Annotated in this window: 18 protein-coding genes; 12 read left to right on the top strand and 6 right to left on the bottom strand. The window is 37.5% G+C overall.

Features of this window, described 5'->3' with window-relative positions; translation table 11 throughout:
* Window positions 1-23: 23 nt before the first annotated feature.
* Both EHQ58_RS16420 and EHQ58_RS16415 read right to left on the bottom strand, forming a co-directional pair.
* Window positions 24-959 (bottom strand): response regulator, encoded by a 936-nt coding sequence (locus EHQ58_RS16420; protein WP_246047405.1) that lies wholly within the window; start codon window positions 957-959, stop codon window positions 24-26.
* Window positions 956-2,569, bottom strand: a complete 1,614-nt coding sequence (locus tag EHQ58_RS16415) for a sensor histidine kinase (RefSeq protein ID WP_135625002.1) — start codon at window positions 2,567-2,569, stop codon at window positions 956-958. The genes EHQ58_RS16420 and EHQ58_RS16415 overlap by 4 nt, the downstream gene beginning before the upstream one ends.
* Window positions 2,570-2,670: 101 nt before the next feature.
* On the opposite strand from EHQ58_RS16415, the gene EHQ58_RS16410 reads away from it, so the two are divergent.
* Together EHQ58_RS16410 and rlmD are read left to right on the top strand one after the other, a co-directional pair.
* On the top strand, window positions 2,671-3,741 hold the full coding sequence (locus tag EHQ58_RS16410; RefSeq protein WP_135625464.1) for a quinone-dependent dihydroorotate dehydrogenase: 1,071 nt from the start codon (window positions 2,671-2,673) through the stop codon (window positions 3,739-3,741).
* Window positions 3,742-4,920 (top strand): 23S rRNA (uracil(1939)-C(5))-methyltransferase RlmD, encoded by a 1,179-nt coding sequence (rlmD, locus tag EHQ58_RS16405; protein ID WP_135625001.1) that lies wholly within the window; start codon window positions 3,742-3,744, stop codon window positions 4,918-4,920.
* On the opposite strand, the gene EHQ58_RS16400 is transcribed toward rlmD, so the two are convergent.
* Window positions 4,917-5,873, bottom strand: coding sequence for a carbon-nitrogen hydrolase family protein (locus EHQ58_RS16400; RefSeq protein WP_135625000.1), 957 nt, complete (start codon window positions 5,871-5,873; stop codon window positions 4,917-4,919). The two genes, rlmD and EHQ58_RS16400, sit on opposite strands and share 4 nt — an antisense overlap.
* A gap of 153 nt (window positions 5,874-6,026) precedes the next feature.
* Between EHQ58_RS16400 and EHQ58_RS16395 the strand changes: the two genes are divergently transcribed.
* The 6 genes from EHQ58_RS16395 to EHQ58_RS16370 are packed head-to-tail and all read left to right on the top strand — an operon-like array spanning window position 6,027 to window position 12,044.
* Window positions 6,027-7,235, top strand: a complete 1,209-nt coding sequence (locus tag EHQ58_RS16395) for an argininosuccinate synthase (protein WP_135624999.1) — start codon at window positions 6,027-6,029, stop codon at window positions 7,233-7,235.
* Window positions 7,236-7,237: 2 nt separating this feature from the next.
* Window positions 7,238-7,723: a pantetheine-phosphate adenylyltransferase gene (gene coaD / locus EHQ58_RS16390; protein ID WP_135624998.1), complete on the top strand. Its 486-nt coding sequence runs from the start codon at window positions 7,238-7,240 to the stop codon at window positions 7,721-7,723.
* Window positions 7,724-7,739: 16 nt separating this feature from the next.
* Window positions 7,740-9,848, top strand: a complete 2,109-nt coding sequence (locus EHQ58_RS16385; RefSeq protein WP_135624997.1) for a cation:proton antiporter domain-containing protein — start codon at window positions 7,740-7,742, stop codon at window positions 9,846-9,848.
* A 42-nt stretch (window positions 9,849-9,890) separates the two neighbouring features.
* The gene (locus EHQ58_RS16380) at window positions 9,891-10,304 is read left to right on the top strand and encodes a nucleoside-diphosphate kinase (RefSeq protein WP_135624996.1); all 414 of its coding nucleotides are present in this window, start codon (window positions 9,891-9,893) and stop codon (window positions 10,302-10,304) included.
* 44 nt (window positions 10,305-10,348) lie between these two features.
* Window positions 10,349-11,293: a polyprenyl synthetase family protein gene (locus tag EHQ58_RS16375; RefSeq protein WP_135624995.1), complete on the top strand. Its 945-nt coding sequence runs from the start codon at window positions 10,349-10,351 to the stop codon at window positions 11,291-11,293.
* Window positions 11,274-12,044, top strand: coding sequence for a TlyA family RNA methyltransferase (locus EHQ58_RS16370; RefSeq protein WP_135624994.1), 771 nt, complete (start codon window positions 11,274-11,276; stop codon window positions 12,042-12,044). Before EHQ58_RS16375 ends, EHQ58_RS16370 begins: the two co-directional genes overlap by 20 nt.
* On the opposite strand, the gene EHQ58_RS16365 is transcribed toward EHQ58_RS16370, so the two are convergent.
* Both EHQ58_RS16365 and EHQ58_RS16360 read right to left on the bottom strand, forming a co-directional pair.
* A complete protein-coding gene (locus EHQ58_RS16365; protein ID WP_135624993.1) occupies window positions 12,037-12,402 on the bottom strand; it encodes a response regulator in 366 nt (121 codons plus the stop codon). The two genes, EHQ58_RS16370 and EHQ58_RS16365, sit on opposite strands and share 8 nt — an antisense overlap.
* Window positions 12,403-12,512: 110 nt before the next feature.
* Window positions 12,513-13,382 (bottom strand): alpha/beta fold hydrolase, encoded by an 870-nt coding sequence (locus tag EHQ58_RS16360; RefSeq protein ID WP_246047404.1) that lies wholly within the window; start codon window positions 13,380-13,382, stop codon window positions 12,513-12,515.
* A 25-nt stretch (window positions 13,383-13,407) separates the two neighbouring features.
* Here EHQ58_RS16360 and EHQ58_RS16355 point away from each other — a divergent pair, with 25 nt between their 5' ends.
* The 4 genes from EHQ58_RS16355 to EHQ58_RS16340 are packed head-to-tail and all read left to right on the top strand — an operon-like array spanning window position 13,408 to window position 18,095.
* Entirely contained in the window at window positions 13,408-14,889 is a 1,482-nt protein-coding gene (locus EHQ58_RS16355) for a two-component system sensor histidine kinase NtrB (RefSeq protein WP_135624992.1), read from the top strand.
* A complete protein-coding gene (locus EHQ58_RS16350; RefSeq protein WP_135624991.1) occupies window positions 14,882-16,390 on the top strand; it encodes a hybrid sensor histidine kinase/response regulator in 1,509 nt (502 codons plus the stop codon). Before EHQ58_RS16355 ends, EHQ58_RS16350 begins: the two co-directional genes overlap by 8 nt.
* Entirely contained in the window at window positions 16,384-17,379 is a 996-nt protein-coding gene (locus EHQ58_RS16345) for an aminoglycoside phosphotransferase family protein (protein ID WP_135624990.1), read from the top strand. The genes EHQ58_RS16350 and EHQ58_RS16345 overlap by 7 nt, the downstream gene beginning before the upstream one ends.
* Window positions 17,376-18,095, top strand: coding sequence for an NTP transferase domain-containing protein (locus EHQ58_RS16340; RefSeq protein ID WP_135624989.1), 720 nt, complete (start codon window positions 17,376-17,378; stop codon window positions 18,093-18,095). The genes EHQ58_RS16345 and EHQ58_RS16340 overlap by 4 nt, the downstream gene beginning before the upstream one ends.
* A gap of 6 nt (window positions 18,096-18,101) precedes the next feature.
* Here EHQ58_RS16340 and EHQ58_RS16335 read toward each other — a convergent pair whose 3' ends face one another.
* Entirely contained in the window at window positions 18,102-19,448 is a 1,347-nt protein-coding gene (locus tag EHQ58_RS16335) for a glucose-6-phosphate isomerase (protein WP_135624988.1), read from the bottom strand.
* Window positions 19,449-19,502 lie beyond the last annotated feature (54 nt).

The following is a 19,502-nucleotide window of genomic DNA, read 5'->3' as shown; positions in this document are numbered from 1 at the left end:
GTTAGGATTGTTTAAATGCTAAATTAGGATTCTTGAAAGTCAGTTAATAGTTCACTACTATTTCCAGTTAACATGATCGTGATAATGGCTTTTGATCCTTCATCTTCATAGGTTAAATCATCAAACGAAAGTTTCCTTGCCATAAATATTCCGCGTCCATGTGTTTTGAAAGCATTTTTGGTCATAGCTTGTAAGGATAAATATTTCCGCCAATCAAATCCCTTACCCTGGTCTTTTATGATGATTTCAATTTTATCATGACTTTTCGTAAATAGGACTTGTACAAATTTTTCCTTATATTCAGGAAGATTCAATCTATGAAAGATTTCTTCCATTAACTTATCATTATTATGTAAGTCTGTTTTTTCTTGATAAGAAATACCTAGATTTCCATGTTCTATGGCATTGTTTAAGATTTCCATGATCCCCGTTAATACTCTTTCTGGATCGGGACATGCATTCGCTAAAATAGGTGCTAATTCGTGAGATTCTTTAATGGATTTAATGCGAAACTCTCCATTTACTAAATGTCTTAGAGCTCCCATCCCCTTATGAAGGTCTTCTTTTGCTTTGAGTAACTTTATATAATGCTCTACGGCAGTCTGGACAATAGTTACAAGTAATGCACGCGAATAAGGTTTCGTTAAATAATAGAAAGCTCCCGCATCGAGTCCGTCAGTCATGTCAGTCACGCCACTCATTGCCGTTTGAAAGATAACAGGTATATCTCGCCATTTTTCTGAGTGCTTAATCTTCCGGAGAAGCTCAATGCCGTCCATCTTTGGCATCAAACGATCGAGTATGATGGCAAAAAATAAAAACTCATTACGATTTAGAATGGCTAAAGCCTCTTCCCCATCTCTCGCCTTCACAATATTAAATCCTTTATCACTCAAAGATTCATCAATGATCATAAGATTTATAGATTCATCATCGACAGCTAATAAATTCATGGTCATATGAAATCTCCTTGTTTTATAGGAAGAATTAAAGTAAAAATTGCACCGCCTTCTTCGTGATTGTCTGCATACAGAAGCCCGTTATGGTCATTTACAATCTCTCTGGAAATTGAAAGTCCAAGACCAGTGCCTTTCGTACCAGCCTTCACTTGCCGTGATTGGATGAATTTTTCAAATATTTTGTCTAAATCTTCTGGAGGAATTCCTGGCCCGAAATCTCTAATTTGCAGACCTATCCCTTTAACATACTGAGTTTTCTTTAAGGGAATAAATTCGCTATTTATTTTTTTGATCTCAATACTGGTATTATCTGGGATGAATTTTAATGCGTTAGAGATAATGTTTCGCAGAACCTGCTGAATTCTCTCTAAATCAAATTCAGATTCCCAACGCTCCTCCGAATCATCAATTCGAACAAGGATATGTTTTTTGTTCATGATTACGGCCATTTCATTAATAACATACTTTAAGGTATCCTTTAGACAATTCTTTTCATATACATACCTCATTTTACCAGATTCTAGTTTGGCGAGATCTAATAAATTTTCAAGTAGGTCTAATAGTCTTTTACCAGAAGAATCAATGATTTGAAAATATTCTTGGATTTTTTCCGGATTGGCTGTAAATGCTTTTAAATTTCCTAATTCCGCATAACTTAAGATTGCATGGATCGGTGTTTTGAGTTCATGCGATATATTCGCTAAAAAAAGAGACTTCATATAGGATGCATCTTCTGCGACTTCCTTCGCTATCTTCAAATCAGAAGTTTGTTTTTCGACTAACTCTTCTAAATGATTTCTGTAATGAAATATCTCTTGTTCTTGAAGGCGCCTAACGGTAATGTCCCGTATAATACCTGTATACATAGTTCCAGAATTTGTTTTAAACTCTCCAATTGACAATTCACAAGAAAAAATTGTATCATCTTTTCTTCTTGCAACCAATTCTTTGGGAGCTTGATTTGAAAAAATTGAATCTGAAGAATAGTAATCTTTCGCTGTTGCATACTCTGCGTTTTCTGTTAAGGGCAAAATGAGTTCAATCGATTGATTCAAGACATCAGTTTGTTTATAGCCAAAAGCTTTTTCTGCTGCCTTGTTAAAAAACTGGATTTTGTCCTCGCTGTTAATGATTACTATGGAATCTGCTGCATTTTGAGCCATAGAAAGAAATCTTGATTCACTTTCTAAAAATGCAGCTTCAAGTCGTTTACGTTCTGTTATATCTCGATGTGTAGAGACAATAAATCCATCATAGAGGACAACAAATCTCGCCTCGGCATGTCTCGTTTCCTGTGAGGATATAAATTTATACTCGTTCCAAAAAACTTGGTTTTTTTTATTTTGTAAGTACCGAATTGCCTCTTCGGCTATGACACTTAAGTATCCAGGAAGACCTTCGCTATGATGTTTTCCGATAAATTCCGAGGGGTTTTTCTCAAAATTCAAATAGCGAGATGGTTTGTAGTCTACTATGATGCCATCGGTCGTAAACTTGAGCCAGAGATCTGGATTGGAACGCATTAAGTTTTCCAACTCGCGTAATACATCCTCTGGAGGAAAGACCTCAGGAGTTTGCCAAATTCTAGTATTAAGTGGATCTTGATTCATTCTTGAAAAATGGATTTGAAATCAGCTTACAATCTTTCCCGTATTTCGGAAAGAAATTGTAAGAAAACTATAAGAAAAAAGGCTGATCTTTGGAACATGACGTGATCTACCAAAGCCTGATTAAACCTATACTTTTTCAACTGGATCCCGAATCGGCGCATCATTTTGCAGCTTCCCTTTTAAATCTCTCTAGAAGGATTCCCTTTTTCTATTCTTCTCTCCAAACCATACTGGAATACCGCTCCCCCAGGCTTCGTCAATCTATATGGGGTTTAGAATTTGGAAATCCAGTGGGTGTTGCCGCGGGATTTGATAAAACAGGAGAACTTTATCCTTCACTGATCCATATGGGTTTTGGTTTCGTAGAGATTGGAACTGTTACTGCAAAGCAGCAGCCAGGGAATGAAGCACCTAGATTGTTCCGTTACCCAAATCAAATGGCGCTTATCAACCGTATGGGATTTAATAATCCTGGCGCTGACAAAGTAGAAGTTACCCTCCAGAAACAAAAAAAAACAGGCATTCGAGGGGTCAATGCGGGCAAATCAAAGGTTACTCCCATGGAGGAAGCCATTCAAGACTATAATTATACACTCAAAAAACTTACGCCATATGCAGATTATGCGGTAATCAATGTCAGCTCACCAAATACTCCTGGATTGAGAAATCTACAGAATAAGAATGCACTCATAGGACTGATTGATGGGATTCAAAAGGAGTTCGGACCCAAATTCCCAATTCCATTATTTTTTAAATTTGCCCCTGACCTTACTCTTCAAGAATTGAAAGAAAATCTCGAAGTATGTCTTCACTATCGCATTGATGGAGTGATCTTAACAAATACTACCTTAAATAAAGAATCTTTGGGGCCAGGCCCACATCCTGAAGGCGGACTTTCAGGAAATCCATTATTCGAACGCGCATTAGAATTTGTAACCGAAGCATACAAGATTGTAGGCGGAAAGATACCGATAGTAGGAGTAGGCGGGATCGATTCTGGTGAAAAAGCTTTAAAGATGATGTTAGCTGGCGCAAGTTTACTTCAAATATACACAAGTTATATTTTCCAAGGTCCCTTTTTGCCTTCAGAAATATGTTCTTATCTAGACAAATACCTCCGCTCAAATAAGTTTAAGCATATCTCTGAAATCATAGGACTCGATCACAAATAAATGAATAAAATCCATTGTACGCACTTTGGTCTTTGCGGAGGATGCACTTCTCTCAACTTAGAGTATGGTAAAGAGTTAAGGAAAAAAGAAACCCTAGTAAGAGAAATGTTCGCCGATCTTCGGCATCTTCAATTTCGCCCGATATTAGCCAGTCCAAAGTCGGAACTGTATAGATATAAACTACAATTACCCTTTGGTCGAAGAGTCATTGGAAAAAAAGTGATTACAACCATTGGACTTTTCAACCAAGAATCTACTTTTATCGTAGACCAAACGGAATGTTTGATTCAAGAGCCCGCGCTTTCCGAAATTACTCAGGCTGTCAAACTTTGGGCAAGAAAAGAAGCTCTACCTCCCTATAATGAAAAATCTCGAAAAGGGATTTTGAAGTATTTAGTTGCTCGTAAATCTTTTTCAACGAATGAAATCTTAGTGGGCATTGTTACCAACCAAGAGGAAATACCGTATCCGAAGGATCTATCAAAAAGACTTCACAATCACATAACGGATCGTATAGGTAAATCTGGCAAATTTGGCAAGCTCGTCGGAATTGTTCAAAACATTAACACTCGTCATACTAGCATGGCACTTGGCAAGGACGAAAATTTGTTATGGGGCAGACCATATATAAATGAATTTATTGGAAAGTTTAAGTTTCGAGTGGGACTTTCCACATTTTTACAAGTAAATCCTGCCCAAACACCGAGTCTTTATAACCTCATTCTTGATGAAATTTCTCCAGGAGATCGAGTGATTGATGCTTACTCTGGTATAGGAACGATCGCACTGTGGATATCTGGCGTTGCTCGGGAGGTTTTAGGATTAGAAGATAATCCAAATTCACATAAGACTGCCATCGAAGCCTTGAAAGTGAATCATATTCGAAATGTAAGGTATAGGCGAGGCCGCGTGAATGAAACACTGCCAAGTATAATTAACAAGGATTTTAACGTAATCGTTATCGATCCGCCTCGAACTGGTATCGGAGAAGAAGTCGCTAATATCATATCTGACTCTAACATTCAAAAAATTATTTACGTTTCCTGTGATCCTCTAACGCTTCGTGAAGATACAAGATTTCTTTCTCGAAATTTTTTCTTAACATCTTTACAGCCTGTAGATATGTTTCCAAGAACTGACCATTTAGAAACCGTTGCGGTATTTACAAAAAAAAGCTAAATGCCTAAGGCATAGATCATTCCAGATCCGTTTTCCTTTATTCGCTTAACATTTATTTGTTTTTCTCTATATTGAATTTCTGCGGTTCCGTATGTCTTGATTTCCCAGAAATTACCGTTTAAAAAGACTCGAATCACATAGGGAATTTGTGATATTTTTGATTTTCCTGCCCGTGTTGGCCTAGAAGCAAACGCCGGTTTAGCGAATAATTCTACTTCTTTTTCAATAGCCGTTTTAATCTCATCTGATCTTCCTAAATCCGATGATAGCAATGTATATAATCGACCCAAAGGAGTTTTGATGATCGGATTTTTGGTATGATTTGCCCCGAATACTAAATCCTTCTCCTCTTCCGAGGGAATTTTTTTACGAGTTACTTCCGGATCAATCGTACCATTTGAATGAAAGTAGAAGCTTACATTTTGCAAGGGCCCGTCAGTCATTGTTATTTTTCCTTCCACGACTTTGGGCTCAGGTAAGACAATCGAACCGGCAACAATCTCCACACGAAATTCCTGTGCCAATTTTGAAAAAACATTCTGATAGATTTCCGCCATTTGCCAGGCTTTCATTCGAAAGACGGATTCTTTAGTTCTATCCTCGCTGTAATTTTTTTCGAAAAGATATACTAAAATAAATCTACCTAGATGTTCAAACTTTATCTCTTTGATAGCGTTCGAAAAAGTAGATTGAGAAAAAACAGTATCAGATTCCCCACTTGCTACAAGCCAATACCCGATATTTTCTGGAAATACAATTACGGTCCTTCCAGAGGCAATCACTTCTTCCCTCTTCGCATAATCGAAGTAAGCCTTCAGTGCGAGGTAGAAAGCGTCTTCACTTCGATAATCCTCCTTTGTCAAATAAGGCTGCATTCCCAGGAAAAAACCCTTTTGTGCTCTGCCTTCGATTTGAATTTCAATTATTGGATTTCGCTCCGAACTTAACTTCACTTCTCCCGATGTCGCGCTTCCATGACAAGACAGGAATAATGATAGAATAAACGGTAAACACCTTGGACGCATGCAAATCATTCTCCAGCCAGAGGAAAAGTTACAATATTTTATTGTCTTCCTTCTTTTTTCTTTTACTTTGACTCATAACCTATGAAAGAGAAAACTCCTCCTAAAAAAATCGTATTAGCTTACTCGGGCGGTTTAGATACTTCCGTGATCCTTGCTTGGCTGAAGGACACCTACGGCTGTGAAGTCGTAGCATTTTGTGCGGACGTGGGTCAAAAAGAAGAGTTAGCAGGACTCGAAGAAAAAGGAAAAAATACTGGTGCTTCTAAAGTATATATCCAAGACCTAAGATTAGAATTTGCACGTGATTTTATTTATCCTGCCATCAGAGGATCTGCAATTTATGAAATGAGATACCTGCTCGGTACGTCTTTAGCGCGGCCATTGATTGCAAAGGCGATGGCTGATGTTGCCAGAAAAGAATCTGCAGATGCTTTCTCTCACGGAGCAACTGGAAAAGGAAATGACCAGGTTCGTTTCGAACTTACATTTAAAGCGCTCTCCCCCGAATTACAAATCATTGCTCCATGGCGAATTTGGGAATTTGGAGGGAGAGCAGATCTAATCGCATATGCAAAGAAAAAAGGGATTCCGGTTCCCGTAACGGCCGCTAAGCCTTATTCTATGGATAGAAATCTAATGCATCTTTCTTTTGAAGGAGGTATCCTAGAAGATCCATACAATGAGCCGAAGGAAGATATGTTTATATTGACGGTCTCTCCCGAAAACGCACCCGATAAACCTACGTATGTTGAACTTGGTTTTGAAAACGGAGATTGTGTCTCAATAGACGGCAAAAAAATGAATCCATTGGAAGTAATGGAATCATTAAATGAAGTCGGTGGAAAAAATGGCATCGGACGAGTTGACATCGTTGAAAATAGGTTAGTTGGTATTAAATCTAGAGGTGTATATGAAACCCCAGGCGGAACAATTTTACATATTGCCCATCGTGATTTAGAATCAATCACTTTAGATAGAGATACCCAACATAAAAAAGATGAACTTTCTCATGAATTTGCAAGATACATATATAATGGTCAATGGTATTCAAACCAAATGAATGCTATGCGAGCCTACATTGACTTTACGCAATCTGTTGTCTCAGGTGTTGTCCGTGTAAAATTATATAAAGGTAATTGTTCAGTCGTCGGTCGAAAATCGGATAAATCACTCTATAATGCCGGACTATCCACCTTTGAAAAAGAAGAACTATATAATCAAAAGGATGCTGAAGGATTTATAAATTTGTTTGGATTGCCGATGAAAGAGTGGGCAAGAGTTAGGAAATGAATATGAGATCCATTGCGGTATATCCTGGCTCTTTCGATCCGTTTACCAATGGTCATCTCGATATCATTCGTCGTGCCCATCCACTATTTGAGAAGATCATCATTGCCGTGGCGGTGAATTCTAAAAAATCTTCACTTTTTTCTCCAGAGGAAAGAGTGGAGCAAATTGGAAAGGTATTCAAAGGTTGGGATAAGATTGAAATCGACACTTTTGAGGGATTGACAGTAGATTATTGCAAACAGCAAAATTCCCATGTCATTCTGAGAGGTCTTCGCGCTGTAACCGATTTCGATTACGAATATGCGATTTCATTAATGAATAAGAAATTAGCTCCAGATATAGAAACTTTTTTCCTCATGGCAGATAACGAGTACTCCTTTGTATCCTCTACTATAGTCAAAGAAGTAGCGCGTCACGGTCGTGCAGTATCCAATCAAGTACCTGATATTGTAAATGATGCACTACTTAAGAAATTTAGAGACGGTTAAAGAAACACTAACATAAATGAAAACCAAACCATCAGTATTTTATTTTGTTACGCTTATAGTCTTTTTACTTTTAGCATATATAATTCTTAGACTTGGTGCCTCACTTGAACCAACAAGTTTAGCTAATATTGTCTCCACAAGTGAAGATTTAACATTTGATATACTTGCGATCATCAAAAAACCCATCCCCCTTCTCTTTCTTCAAATCATTATCGTCTGCGCCTTTGCACGTTTTTTGGGTTATATATTTTCTCGGAAATTAAATCAACCTAGTGTAATGGGGGAGATCGTCGCAGGTATTATGCTTGGGCCATCTCTACTTGGTCACTATTTTCCCGAAGCAATGGGTACATTGTTCCCTCCTTCAAGTCTTCCCAATCTTTTTACATTTAGTCAGATCGGTTTGGTTCTTTTCATGTTTATCATCGGAATGGAATTAGATGTTAAAATTCTAAAGAACAAAGCTCATTCAGCGCTCATCATCAGCCATGCTAGTATCATTTTCCCTTTTTTATTAGGTATGTTACTGGCATACTTTTTTTATCGCGACTATGCACCCGCAAATATAAACTTTTTATCATTCGCACTCTTTTTGGGAATTGCGATGAGCATTACAGCGTTTCCCGTTCTCGCAAGAATTCTTCAAGAAAGAAATCTCACCAGAACTCCATTAGGTGCCATGGTCTTAACATGCGCCGCTGCTGATGACATTACTGCTTGGATCCTCCTCGCGATCATTGTTACGATTGCGAAAGCCGGTAATTTCGGAAGTGCTATTTTTACAATTGGGCTTTCCTTCACCTATATCTTGGGTATGATATTTTTAGTGGCACCGTTTCTGAAACGATTGGGAACTATCTATATTTCCAGAGAAAATTTAACACGTTCTGCTGTGGCGATGATCTTACTCATTCTCTTTGGATCTGCTTTTGTGACGGAATTGATAGGGATTCATGCATTATTCGGTGCCTTTTTAGCTGGTGTAGTCATGCCAACAGAAGGAAATTTAAAGAAACTCATAGCAGAAAAAATCGAAGACTTGGCTGTTATTTTGTTTCTTCCCATTTTCTTCGTCATCACGGGATTACGGACGGAAGTTACTTTATTAAATGAACCGAAGTTATGGGGTGTTTTAGGACTCGTCATTTTAGTCGCGGTCGTCGGTAAATTTTTAGGAAGCGCTATTGCTGCGCGGATCTCAGGGTCCTCATGGGAAGACTCACTTTCCATTGGTGCACTTATGAATACGAGGGGATTAATGGAACTCGTAGTATTGAACATTGGTTATGATTTGGGAATTCTTAGTCCTGAAATCTTTGCCGTCTTTGTTCTTATGGCTTTGATCACCACTCTTTCTACAGGGCCTTCTCTTGATGGCATTCAAAGATGGTTTGCTAAAAATACATCCAATTCAATGGTTCCGAAAATTGCCGACAACCAACTCAGAGTCGTTGTGGCTTTTGCACAAGAAAAGATGGGGAAAAGTTTGGTTCGTTTTGCTTATGCACTATCTGGAAATCAGAAGAAAAATGTTGATATAACCGCATTGCACATTTCACCCAATGATACTCTAACAAATGAGGAGATAAAAAGATATAGAGAATCAAGTTTCCAAGCAATTAGAGATACCGGAAAAGAATTTAATATGTCTGTTAAAACAGAATATCGAGTCACAGATAATATTACATACGAAATCGTCAATTTTGCAAAACAAAATCATAGCAACTTATTATTGATAGGTGCAGCAAAACCTTTATTTTCTAGAAGTTATACGGGCGGTAAGATAAAAAGTATATTAAATTACACACCTGCGACTGTTGGCGTTCTTATCGACAATGGACTTGAGTCATATGATAAAGTGGGTATTCTTTACCATACGGAGAAGGATGCCATCCTAAATTTTTCCGAAAAATTAACGACGCTCAAGGGAATGAAATCTTCAAAGATTAAGATTTCCGATGTAATCCAACCCGAAACAGATTTAAATCCCTTTCCTATTTCCGTTTCCAAACTTTCGCCATATTCCCTTTTGCTCATTGATTTGAATGCATGGGAGGAGATGGAATTTGAAAAACTGGAAATATTGCCAACTTCCTTTCTTCTAGTTCGCTTTCTACAGACATAAAGATTCGATTGCTTTTTTGGCTTCCTGAGGGCATCTGGACTTATGGAAAGAACTTTCATTATGCTAAAGCCGGATGCTGTAAAAAACAAGCACATCGGTGACATTCTACAGAGAATCGAAAAAGAAGGATTCAAAATTCTAGGACTTAAGTCCTTAAAACTCAGCTTAGAAGACGCGAAACAGTTTTATAAAGTACACGCTGCTCGTCCCTTCTATAATGATCTATGCAATTATATGGCGTCGGGTCCCATTGTGGCTGCTGCACTCGAAAGAGAAAATGCTGTCTTGCATTGGAGAGATGTCATTGGAGCAACAGATCCAAAAGAAGCAGCCGCTGGCACGATTCGTGCCTTATTTGCGGAAAGCAAAGAAGCAAATGCGGTTCACGGATCTGATTCCGTAGATAACGCATTGCAAGAAATTGCTTTTTTCTTTAAAGGTTACGAACTAAACTAAGCGATGTTACCGACTTGTAAAAGCAAGTCGGTAATCCTTTTTGTATGGATGCCTTTAAAAAATCCTTAGAGCAAGCAAAGCTCTTATTTGATTCCTATTTCTTACCGCAGATTTCTACTTATTTTCAATCTTTTCCCAGTTCTAGAGTTTCTGAAGCAGCCATGTATAGCCTCGGCGCAGGAGGAAAGCGGATTCGTCCCATTATTGCGATTAATAGCTATTATGCGAACCAAAATTTTGATTCGGTTTACCTCAAAACACAAGATCAGTTAAATATCTTACTCATAAGTGCCGCTTTAGAATGTTTGCATACATACTCACTTATACATGATGACTTGCCCTCCATGGATAACGATGATTTGAGAAGAGGCCTTCCAACAAATCATGTAAAATTCGATGAGGTGACTGCGATATTAGCAGGTGATGCTCTCAATTCTTTCGGCTTTTATCTGTTAAGTGAATTGAATGTATCGTCGAAGGAACTAAAAGATTGTTTCCAGATTTTACATGATGGCGTCGGACTTCCAGGAATGATCACTGGCCAAATGGAAGATCTGATCGAGGAAGGAAAATCCGTTCCATCCGAAACCAATTTAGGGATTGATCCGATGAAAAGATTGTATTCCATTCATTCCAAAAAAACTGGTGCTTTGATCATAGCGAGTTTTCTACTGGGAAATCGATTGAGACCGGATCATGCGGATCGCAAAAATGATCTCAAAATCTATGGGGAACAAATCGGTCTGCTTTTCCAAATTACCGATGATATATTAGATGTGGAAGGTGACTCAAACACCATCGGAAAAACTCCAGGAAAAGACCAAAACTCAGGCAAATTGACCTTTCCAACGCTGTTTGGATTAGACGAAACCAAAAGACTTAGGGACATCACGAAAGATAATGCTTTAGCAATCGCTAATAAACTAGATACGAAAACAGATTCTTTTTTTATGGGATTTCCGACTTACCTTGCTGAACGAAAAAATTAGATTAGATCAATACTTGCTCCAATCTGATTTAATCAAGGATAAGAATCAGATTCTCTCGACTATCATGTCTGGTTCTGTTTTGGTGAACGATCGACCAATTACGAAAGCAGGGACACTCATCAAGATAACAGATCAGGTAAGAATACGCACAAGAATCAAAGAGTATGTGTCGCGAGGAGCATACAAATTATTGGGAGCTTTTGATTGTTTTCGTGATCTTAACGTCCAGGATATCGTTTGCTTCGATCTAGGAGCCTCTACAGGCGGCTTCAGTCAGGTCTTACTTGAGAAGGGAGCCTTTCATGTATATGCAGTGGATGTTGGTTATGGATTGCTTGCACAGAAAATCGCAAACGACAAAAGAGTTACTGTCCTAGATCGAACACATGTTAAAGATTTGAATCTGAAAGACATGGAGAATCTCACGAGAAAAATCTTTTTCTCTATGGATTTAAGTTTTATCTCTTTAACTCAAATTTTTCCTTATATATCAAATTTAGCAAAAGATAATCCGACAAAAGATTTTTTTGGAATCTCTCTTATTAAACCACAATTTGAACTTCCTTCTTCTGCGCTCGAAAAAGGTATTGTGAGAAACAGAGTTCACCAACTAACTGCCATTCGCAATGTTTGGAGAACGATTAAAAAAACAAATGCAAGATTTGTTTTTGAAGGTCTTGCAGAATCACCAATTCAAGGCGCTGACGGGAATCATGAATTCCTTCTCAAGTGGAGAATGAACGCTAAATGAAGAAAGAAGAGATCGATTCTCGAAGTTGGTCTGTCGTAAATGGTTTTAGAAGGTAATGGTAGGTGGGGACTTGTGCAATTTTATTTTGATGGGCTTCTGCTAAAAAACCCGTTAAGAATAGAATCGGTACTGAAAATTGATCCTTCAGGGAATCTGCTGTTTCCATCCCGCTTAGGGATCCTTCCAAGTTTATATCCATAAGAATCAGGTCAGGAACTTTCTCCGCAACCACCTGAAATGCTTCATCGCCTGATGGGACAACGGCAATCACATGGTGCCCGAAAGACTCAATTTTTTGCTTAATATTTAGCCCAAGAAAGGGTTCATCCTCTACAACAAGGATGTTAATTTTGGTCATCTTGGGTCAATTTTATATGGGCAGGTCTGTAAAATAGTAAAAATATTTTATCGATGACAAAACCGAAATGCTAACATTGTTCTTTTAGGGAATTCGAGCACGCAACGAGATTACCTATGTGTAAATTTGAGGATTTGCTGCGCGATTTCCTTCGGTCTTTCCAAATGAATTGCATGCCTTGCCCCTTCTAGCCAAACAAGTTTACTACGTTTGATCCATCGGTTCATTTGATTCATCATCGAAGGTGGTGTTATCTCATCCAAACTTCCTGCAAGGATGAGAGTCGGAATTTTGATATCTCCGACGCGCTTTCCATGAAATATTTCATCTTCTCTTTCCAGTGTATTTTCCTGCAGAAAATGATTCTCCCATCCATTCCAAACAGTAACTAAAGTTTTACGCATTAGGTAACCTGGCTCAGGTGCCTCATCTCCGTACAAATGGTGCAATAAAGCGACGACACTTTTCTCGGTTTTAGGAAATAGTAATTCACGTATTTCCTCTCTTTTCGGATGGGGCATACCGCCAGGCGCCAAGAGGACTAATTTGGAAATACGTTTTTCTTTATCCTTCAAAACTAAATGTTGCGAGACCAATCCTCCCATCGAGTGTCCTACTAGATGAATGTCTTTCAGTCCGAGCGTCTTAAAAGACGCAAGCAGAAGATCAGCCCATACATCGATTTGAAAAAGGTATTTAATTTTAGGCAATTTACTCCTTCCGTAACCAGGCAAATCGAAAACAAGAATGTGTTTTCGATCTCCTAACAATTCCCGTACGATTCTTCTGTTGCTAAAACCTTCGTCCAAAAGACCGTGAAGGAAAATAATAGGCTTTGCATGCTCAGCATTGAATTCCCAATAAAATATAGAATGACCTCCGAGATCCACGTATCTTGGTATTCCGCCCATATTTTTCATTGATTTACTTCGTTGGTACTGATAGAGTCGATAGAGAGAATTGAAAAAAAATGAGAACATATTTTTAACCTGAAATTATAAGATAATGAACGATTCTCTTAGATCTTTCTTAAGTCAAATATTCTCCTCCTTTGAACCTGGATTCTTAATCTTTGATTCATTATCCTCTAAAATTGAATACGCCGATGAAAGCTGTCTCTCTTTTTTAGGATATGAAAAAGATATTGTAACCACTCTTCCTCTTGAAAGAATTTTTTCGAACCCTTCTGAGCTTACTGGCTCTACACAAAATAAGATTTCCACGAAGGTAATCTTAAAAGATGGATCTATACAGGAACGCGTTCTCAACATCAATCGTGTTACAAATCCTTTCCAAGAAAATGAAATCTTATACATAGTAAACTTCTATAACATTATTCCTTTCATTCCAGACAATCGAGATAAAGAATCAAAAGAAACTGAGATCAAATTAAGAAATTCTGAGGAAAGACTTAGAACCATCTTTGCCTCGATGAATAACGGAATTGTCATGGTAGACTCGGAAGGCATCATACAAGAGATTGCGCCCATTTTCAAATTCCTATTATTCCAATATATACCCTTAGAAAAAGGGGATTTCATTTTTTCTTTTCTTGAGGAAGAACTTCGGATTTCGTTTCTTGAAACTTTACAGGAAGTTGCTCAATCCTTAATATCAAAAAGTAAAGAATTTCATTATGAAATATTAAATGTTGAATATACTTTTGAAGTTAGATTTTTACCCATACGCCACTACAAAGAATTAGAAAATATCCTTATGCTGGTGTTCACCGATCGATCAGAAGCTAAACGGTTAGATCGTCAATTGATAGAATCCATGAAATTTGCTAGCATCGGTGAGATCGCAGCCGGGCTAGCTCATGAAATCAATAATCCCTTGCAAAGTGCCCTACTCTATCTCGATGATCTAATCATTGCCGGGGAAGAAGACCCTGTTGAAAGAAAAATGATTCTCAAAAAAATCGAATCAGCAAATCTCAGAATCAGAGATTTAGTGAGATCCTTACTGGATCTTGGAAGGGCTGAGAGTCAAACTCGAGACTTAGTATCGCCTTATTATATTCTTGTAAGATCAAGTGAATTGGTTGAGGCGAGTTGTAAAAAAAAGGGGATCATCTTTAATCGCCATGCTGGTCCCAATCTCCCTGGAATCATTGTTCGTTGGCAGGAAATTGAACAGGTACTTATCAATTGCGTAGTTAATTCTATCAATGCTTTATCCGAAATGTTACCTCCGAGAGAAAATCCAAAAATAGAAATTGGTATTGATTTGATAAACTTAAACAAAAAAGATTGGGTTGTATTCTCTATCGAGGATAACGGTCCAGGAATGAGTGAAGATATAATTGAGAAAGCTTTCTTACCGCTTTTTACCACACGACGTGAGATGCAAGGCACTGGCCTCGGACTATCAATTTCTAAGAAGATTATTAATGATCACGAAGGAGAGATCAATATAAAATCAAAGATAGGTAACGGGACAAAGATTGAGATACTCCTTCCTGCTCAAGTGGAAAAGAATGATTAGAATCTTAATAGTTGATGATGAAGAAGATATCAGAATTGCTCTTAAACGAGTATTGAATAGAGAGGGCTATGAAGTGTTACTTTCAGATTCAGTTGAGTCTGCCCTAGAACTTATTAACTCTGGAGCTACGTTTGATTTAGTCATTTCAGATATTTTAATGAAAGGATTGAGCGGTATTGATCTAATAAAACATATTTCAGATAAATTATTAAACCTTCCCGTGATACTTATTACAGGAAACCCTAATTTAAGTTCGGCTGAATCAGCCGTACGATATAAAGCATTTGAATACATCTCAAAACCCGTCGAAAGAAACCAACTATTAACAATTGTTAAAAAGGCCATAGATTCAAAACAACTTAAAGACATTGAAATAGAAAAACTCCATCAATCGGAAATTATGGAGAAGGTTCTCAGAACACAAAATCTTGATCTTAATAGACAAAATGCCGCTATTTTGAATGCAACCAGTGATGCCGTTATCACTCTTAATTCTAATGAAATAATCGTTTCGGCGAATCTAGCAACATTTGAAATGTTCAAATATAAGAACGTCAATGACTTTATTGGACAATCACTATCCATCTTATTCATTGAATCGAAATACGAAAAATATATGGCACAAGCAAAAAGTGTTATCAATCAAAGCACGGGAAAGAAAGCAATTCACCTACCGGATGTTACGCTAAAGCGTAGCGATGATTCGACCTTTCTTGCGGATATCGCAATCTGTACTTATATTCTAGATGGCGATGCCTATTATACGGGAGTTGTTCGAGATGTAACACAAAAGAAGATGATGGTTGAACAACTGATTGATTCCGAAAGAAGGGCTTTTTTATCAACAGTTGCCGCGAGTATTGGACATGAAATCAACAATTCTTTAACAGCCATTCAAGGTTTTACTGAAATGGCCATGAAGGAAAATGCTGACGTTAATTTAAAAAATCGGGCACTTCAAGTTACAATGAATCAGACTCAAAAATTACAAGCCTTAACTACTAATTTGCTCTTACTTGGAAAATCCTCTAAGATTCAATCCCACACAAATGTATCAATAGAAATCAACAATTCAATTTCAAACGTACTTGATGTTTTCAGCCAAACGGCAAGGCTAAAATATTGCCAGATCAATTGGACACCAATTGATAAAAAAATCTTTATATTGGTCAATGCAGATCAATTCAGCATTCTATTATCCAATCTACTATTGAATGCTGCCGATGCCACCTCCAATACTGGAACAATCACGCTATCTCTTAAGACTAATCTGGGCAAAGTCTATCTTCATATTACCGACGATGGAATCGGTATCCGTGAAGAAATCCAAAAGCAAATTTTTGAGCCTTATTTTACAACCAAGGAATTGGGTAAAGGAACTGGTCTTGGATTATTTGTAGTCAAACAGATCGCTGACACTTTTGGTATTAAAATAGAAATGGAATCAATTCCAAACCAAGGGACAACCTTCACTTTGATTTTTGAGGAAACCAATTGCTGACAAATAACAAATACCCTGATGAAACCATTCCTTTCCTTAAACAAAACTTTGGTGATTCGTATTCAATAAAACCGCTTCAAGAGGAAGCCTCGACAAGGAGGTATTTTGAAATCGAAGGTAAAGACAAAAAAAACGTCATCTGCTTCGATCAAAATATCAATGAAGACTTTGTTCTTTTAGCAAGATTCCTTTCGGAAAATGGAATTAGAGTACCTCAAGTGATTGATGTAGAAAGAAGTCTAGGGCTTCTGGTGCTTACCTGGGAAGGCAAATATGATCTTAGTAGCCTACCAATAGAGCAGTATAAGAAAAGACTGCCAGAGGCAATTGAACTTCTCTTATGCATTCAGAAACTGGAACCGCCAGATCTTGTACGAAATCGTAAGTTTGATCTAGAAAAACTTTCATTCGAAATAAACCTAACAAAAGAGAAATATATTTCATTCCAGAATATGTTTACTTTGGAATCATCTCTCACGAATGAGGTGATTGCATTTTTAGAAGAAACGATCGGATACTTGGACAAACATCCTATTAATGTTTTTACACATAGAGATTTTCATTCTAGGAATATTTTGATTAATGAAGATGGTGGCTTATCTCTCATTGACTTCCAAGATGCTAGAATGGGAGTTCCTCAGTATGATCTAGCGAGCATTCTCTATGATGCCTACTATCCTTTGCCTAGAGAGTTTAGATTAGAAATACTTTCCTATTTTCAAAAGAAGACGATCGGAGGAAATGTAAAATTCAAGGAAGCATTTTATCTTCAAGCCTTACAAAGATCCTTTAAAGCACTAGGTACGTATTTTCGAATGGTAGTAGATGAAAAGAAAAATAAATTTAAACCTTCAATCCTTTCTTGTCTTGAACAATTAGAAGAGATAGTACAAATAGGAATGTTTGCAGATTCAATATATATTTTCATTCGTTCCTTACGAAATGAATTATCGAAACATCCATCTTTTAAATCAGATCATTTAGAATGAATCGGTTTTTCTTTCTCGCGGCTGGCTTTGGTAAACGTATGGGTAATTGGACACGAGAGATTCCAAAACCATTGTTAAAAATCGATGGTATTTCCTTTCTGGATTATTCTTTGTATCTGGCAAACAAATGGGGTGCAGAAGAAGCCTGGATTAACGTACATTACCTGGGAAATCAGATCACACATCATCTAGGTAAGTTTACTGCCTTTCCGATAAAAATATCTATTGAAAAAAATATTTTAGGAACAGCCGGCGGAATTAGGACGGCACTCGAAAGTGCAGATTTTGTCGGACCGATAGTTCTTTATAATCCTGACACTTTACTTTTTCCCAGTCCTCTTTTTAAACTAAGAGAGAGTTTACCGGAAAATTCAAAAATCCATCTTTATTTATCTCGATTAAATAATAATGATGCCTATACAAAAATTTCAATCAATGAAAACCAAAGGATCAAATTTGGTAAAGGCGATCTGTTTTACATAGGGCTTGCTATCCTCGATCCATCTATTCTACTCACCATTTCACCTAACGAATATTTTGACCTTTCAGCTATTTTTAAGTCGTTGGCAGAGAAAGGAGAGATAACAGGAGAAATTTTTGATGGCGAGACTTTAGATTTAGGTGAAAAGGAATTATACGAATCTTATTCAAACAAGAATGTATTTGGAGAAACAAAATCCAAAATTTTAGATTTTGTTTCTCAATACAGTACTTAAATTTTATTATTTTAAGTGCGCAAGAATCTGTTTTTTTCTTTCTTCGAATCCATTTTTTCCAAGTAAGGCAAACATATTATTTTTATAATCTTCAACACCTGGCTGATCAAATGGATTTACGCCTAACATGTAACCAGATATTCCGCATGTAAACTCAAAGAAATAGAGCAGTTGTCCTAGTATTTCCTCATTCAATCCACTCACGTTCAATTCGAGGCATGGAACATTTCCGTCGCTGTGAGCAACGAGTGTTCCAAGTATGGCCTGTTTGGTGACATCTAGCAATTTTTTTCCTGCAAGATAGTTTAATCCGTCACTATCATCCGGTTTTTCTGTAAGATAAACATCTGCCTTTGCGGAATCTACTTGTATGACAGTTTCGAAAATGGTTCTTTCACCATCCTGAAGGTATTGGCCCATGGAATGAAGATCGGTTGTAAATTGGACAGAAGCTGGAAAGATACCTTTGCCTCCCTTTCCTTCACTTTCGCCGAATAGCTGCTTCCACCACTCCATCACAAAACTCAAATTTGGTTGGTAACTAACCATTACTTCAGTTTTTTTGCCCAAAAAATAAAGTGCGTTTCGATAACTCGCATAACGGCATGCTAAATTATCTTCAGGTTTAACATTAGCTTTCAGATTTTTTTCCATTGTTTTCGCACCATCAACAAGTTGGTTGATAGAAAAACCTGCTGCTGCGATAGGCAATAATCCAACAGGTGTTAAAAAGGAATATCTGCCACCGACATCATCAGGAATCGTAAATGTTTCGAAACCATATTCGTCCGATAATTTTTTTAGAGCTCCTTTAGCGCGATCGGTTGTTGAAAAGACTCGGTTTTTAAGACCTTGTTTGCCGTATTTTCTTTCAAGGAGCGAGAGCAATAATCGAAACGCGATTGCAGGTTCGGTGGTTGTTCCTGATTTCGAAATTACATTGATAGAGAAGTTTTTATTCTCTAGAAAAGCTAAGAGTTTTGCATGATAATCAGAATCTAAATGGTGTCCTGCATATAGGATCGTTACACCTTTTTTTGATGGCTCAAGGTGTTGAAAGGGAGATGATAAAGCTTCGATGATGGCTCTCGCACCCAAATAGGATCCACCAATTCCGATTACCACTAAATACTCAGAGTGTTTTTGAATGCTTTCTGCGGCTTCTCTGACTCGTTGCAACTCCTCTGATGTGATTTGTGAGGGAAGGTCGACCCAGCCTAAGAATTCATTGCCAGCACCTGATTTTGTGAGTAAGGTTTGCATCGCCTTCGCGGACTCTGATAATTTTTCCTGCAATAGATTTTCTGGAACAAATCTTTTTGCGAATCGATCATTGAATGTCAAATTGGTCATCTATTGCTCACCTTGTGTCAGAGTTGGTTTTTATTTTTATAAAAATGAAGTGTA

It is taken from the genome of Leptospira ognonensis, assembly GCF_004770745.1.
GTDB lineage: Bacteria > Spirochaetota > Leptospiria > Leptospirales > Leptospiraceae > Leptospira_A > Leptospira_A ognonensis.
This window is presented reverse-complemented; position numbering and strand designations above follow the sequence as displayed.

Bases quoted from the DNA above. Each gene is read 5' to 3' on its own strand.
- EHQ58_RS16360 (WP_246047404.1), bottom strand. From the start codon at position 13,382: ATGTTCTCATTTTTTTTCAATTCTCTCTATCGACTCTATCAGTACCAA.
- EHQ58_RS16395 (WP_135624999.1), top strand. From the start codon at position 6,027: ATGAAAGAGAAAACTCCTCCTAAAAAAATCGTATTAGCTTACTCGGGC.
- EHQ58_RS16335 (WP_135624988.1), bottom strand. From the start codon at position 19,448: ATGACCAATTTGACATTCAATGATCGATTCGCAAAAAGATTTGTTCCA.
- EHQ58_RS16375 (WP_135624995.1), top strand. From the start codon at position 10,349: ATGGATGCCTTTAAAAAATCCTTAGAGCAAGCAAAGCTCTTATTTGAT.
- rlmD (WP_135625001.1), top strand. From the start codon at position 3,742: ATGAATAAAATCCATTGTACGCACTTTGGTCTTTGCGGAGGATGCACT.
- EHQ58_RS16340 (WP_135624989.1), top strand. From the start codon at position 17,376: ATGAATCGGTTTTTCTTTCTCGCGGCTGGCTTTGGTAAACGTATGGGT.
- EHQ58_RS16385 (WP_135624997.1), top strand. From the start codon at position 7,740: ATGAAAACCAAACCATCAGTATTTTATTTTGTTACGCTTATAGTCTTT.
- EHQ58_RS16355 (WP_135624992.1), top strand. From the start codon at position 13,408: ATGAACGATTCTCTTAGATCTTTCTTAAGTCAAATATTCTCCTCCTTT.
- coaD (WP_135624998.1), top strand. From the start codon at position 7,238: ATGAGATCCATTGCGGTATATCCTGGCTCTTTCGATCCGTTTACCAAT.
- EHQ58_RS16415 (WP_135625002.1), bottom strand. From the start codon at position 2,569: ATGAATCAAGATCCACTTAATACTAGAATTTGGCAAACTCCTGAGGTC.
- EHQ58_RS16420 (WP_246047405.1), bottom strand. From the start codon at position 959: ATGACCATGAATTTATTAGCTGTCGATGATGAATCTATAAATCTTATG.
- EHQ58_RS16380 (WP_135624996.1), top strand. From the start codon at position 9,891: ATGGAAAGAACTTTCATTATGCTAAAGCCGGATGCTGTAAAAAACAAG.
- EHQ58_RS16365 (WP_135624993.1), bottom strand. From the start codon at position 12,402: ATGACCAAAATTAACATCCTTGTTGTAGAGGATGAACCCTTTCTTGGG.
- EHQ58_RS16350 (WP_135624991.1), top strand. From the start codon at position 14,882: ATGATTAGAATCTTAATAGTTGATGATGAAGAAGATATCAGAATTGCT.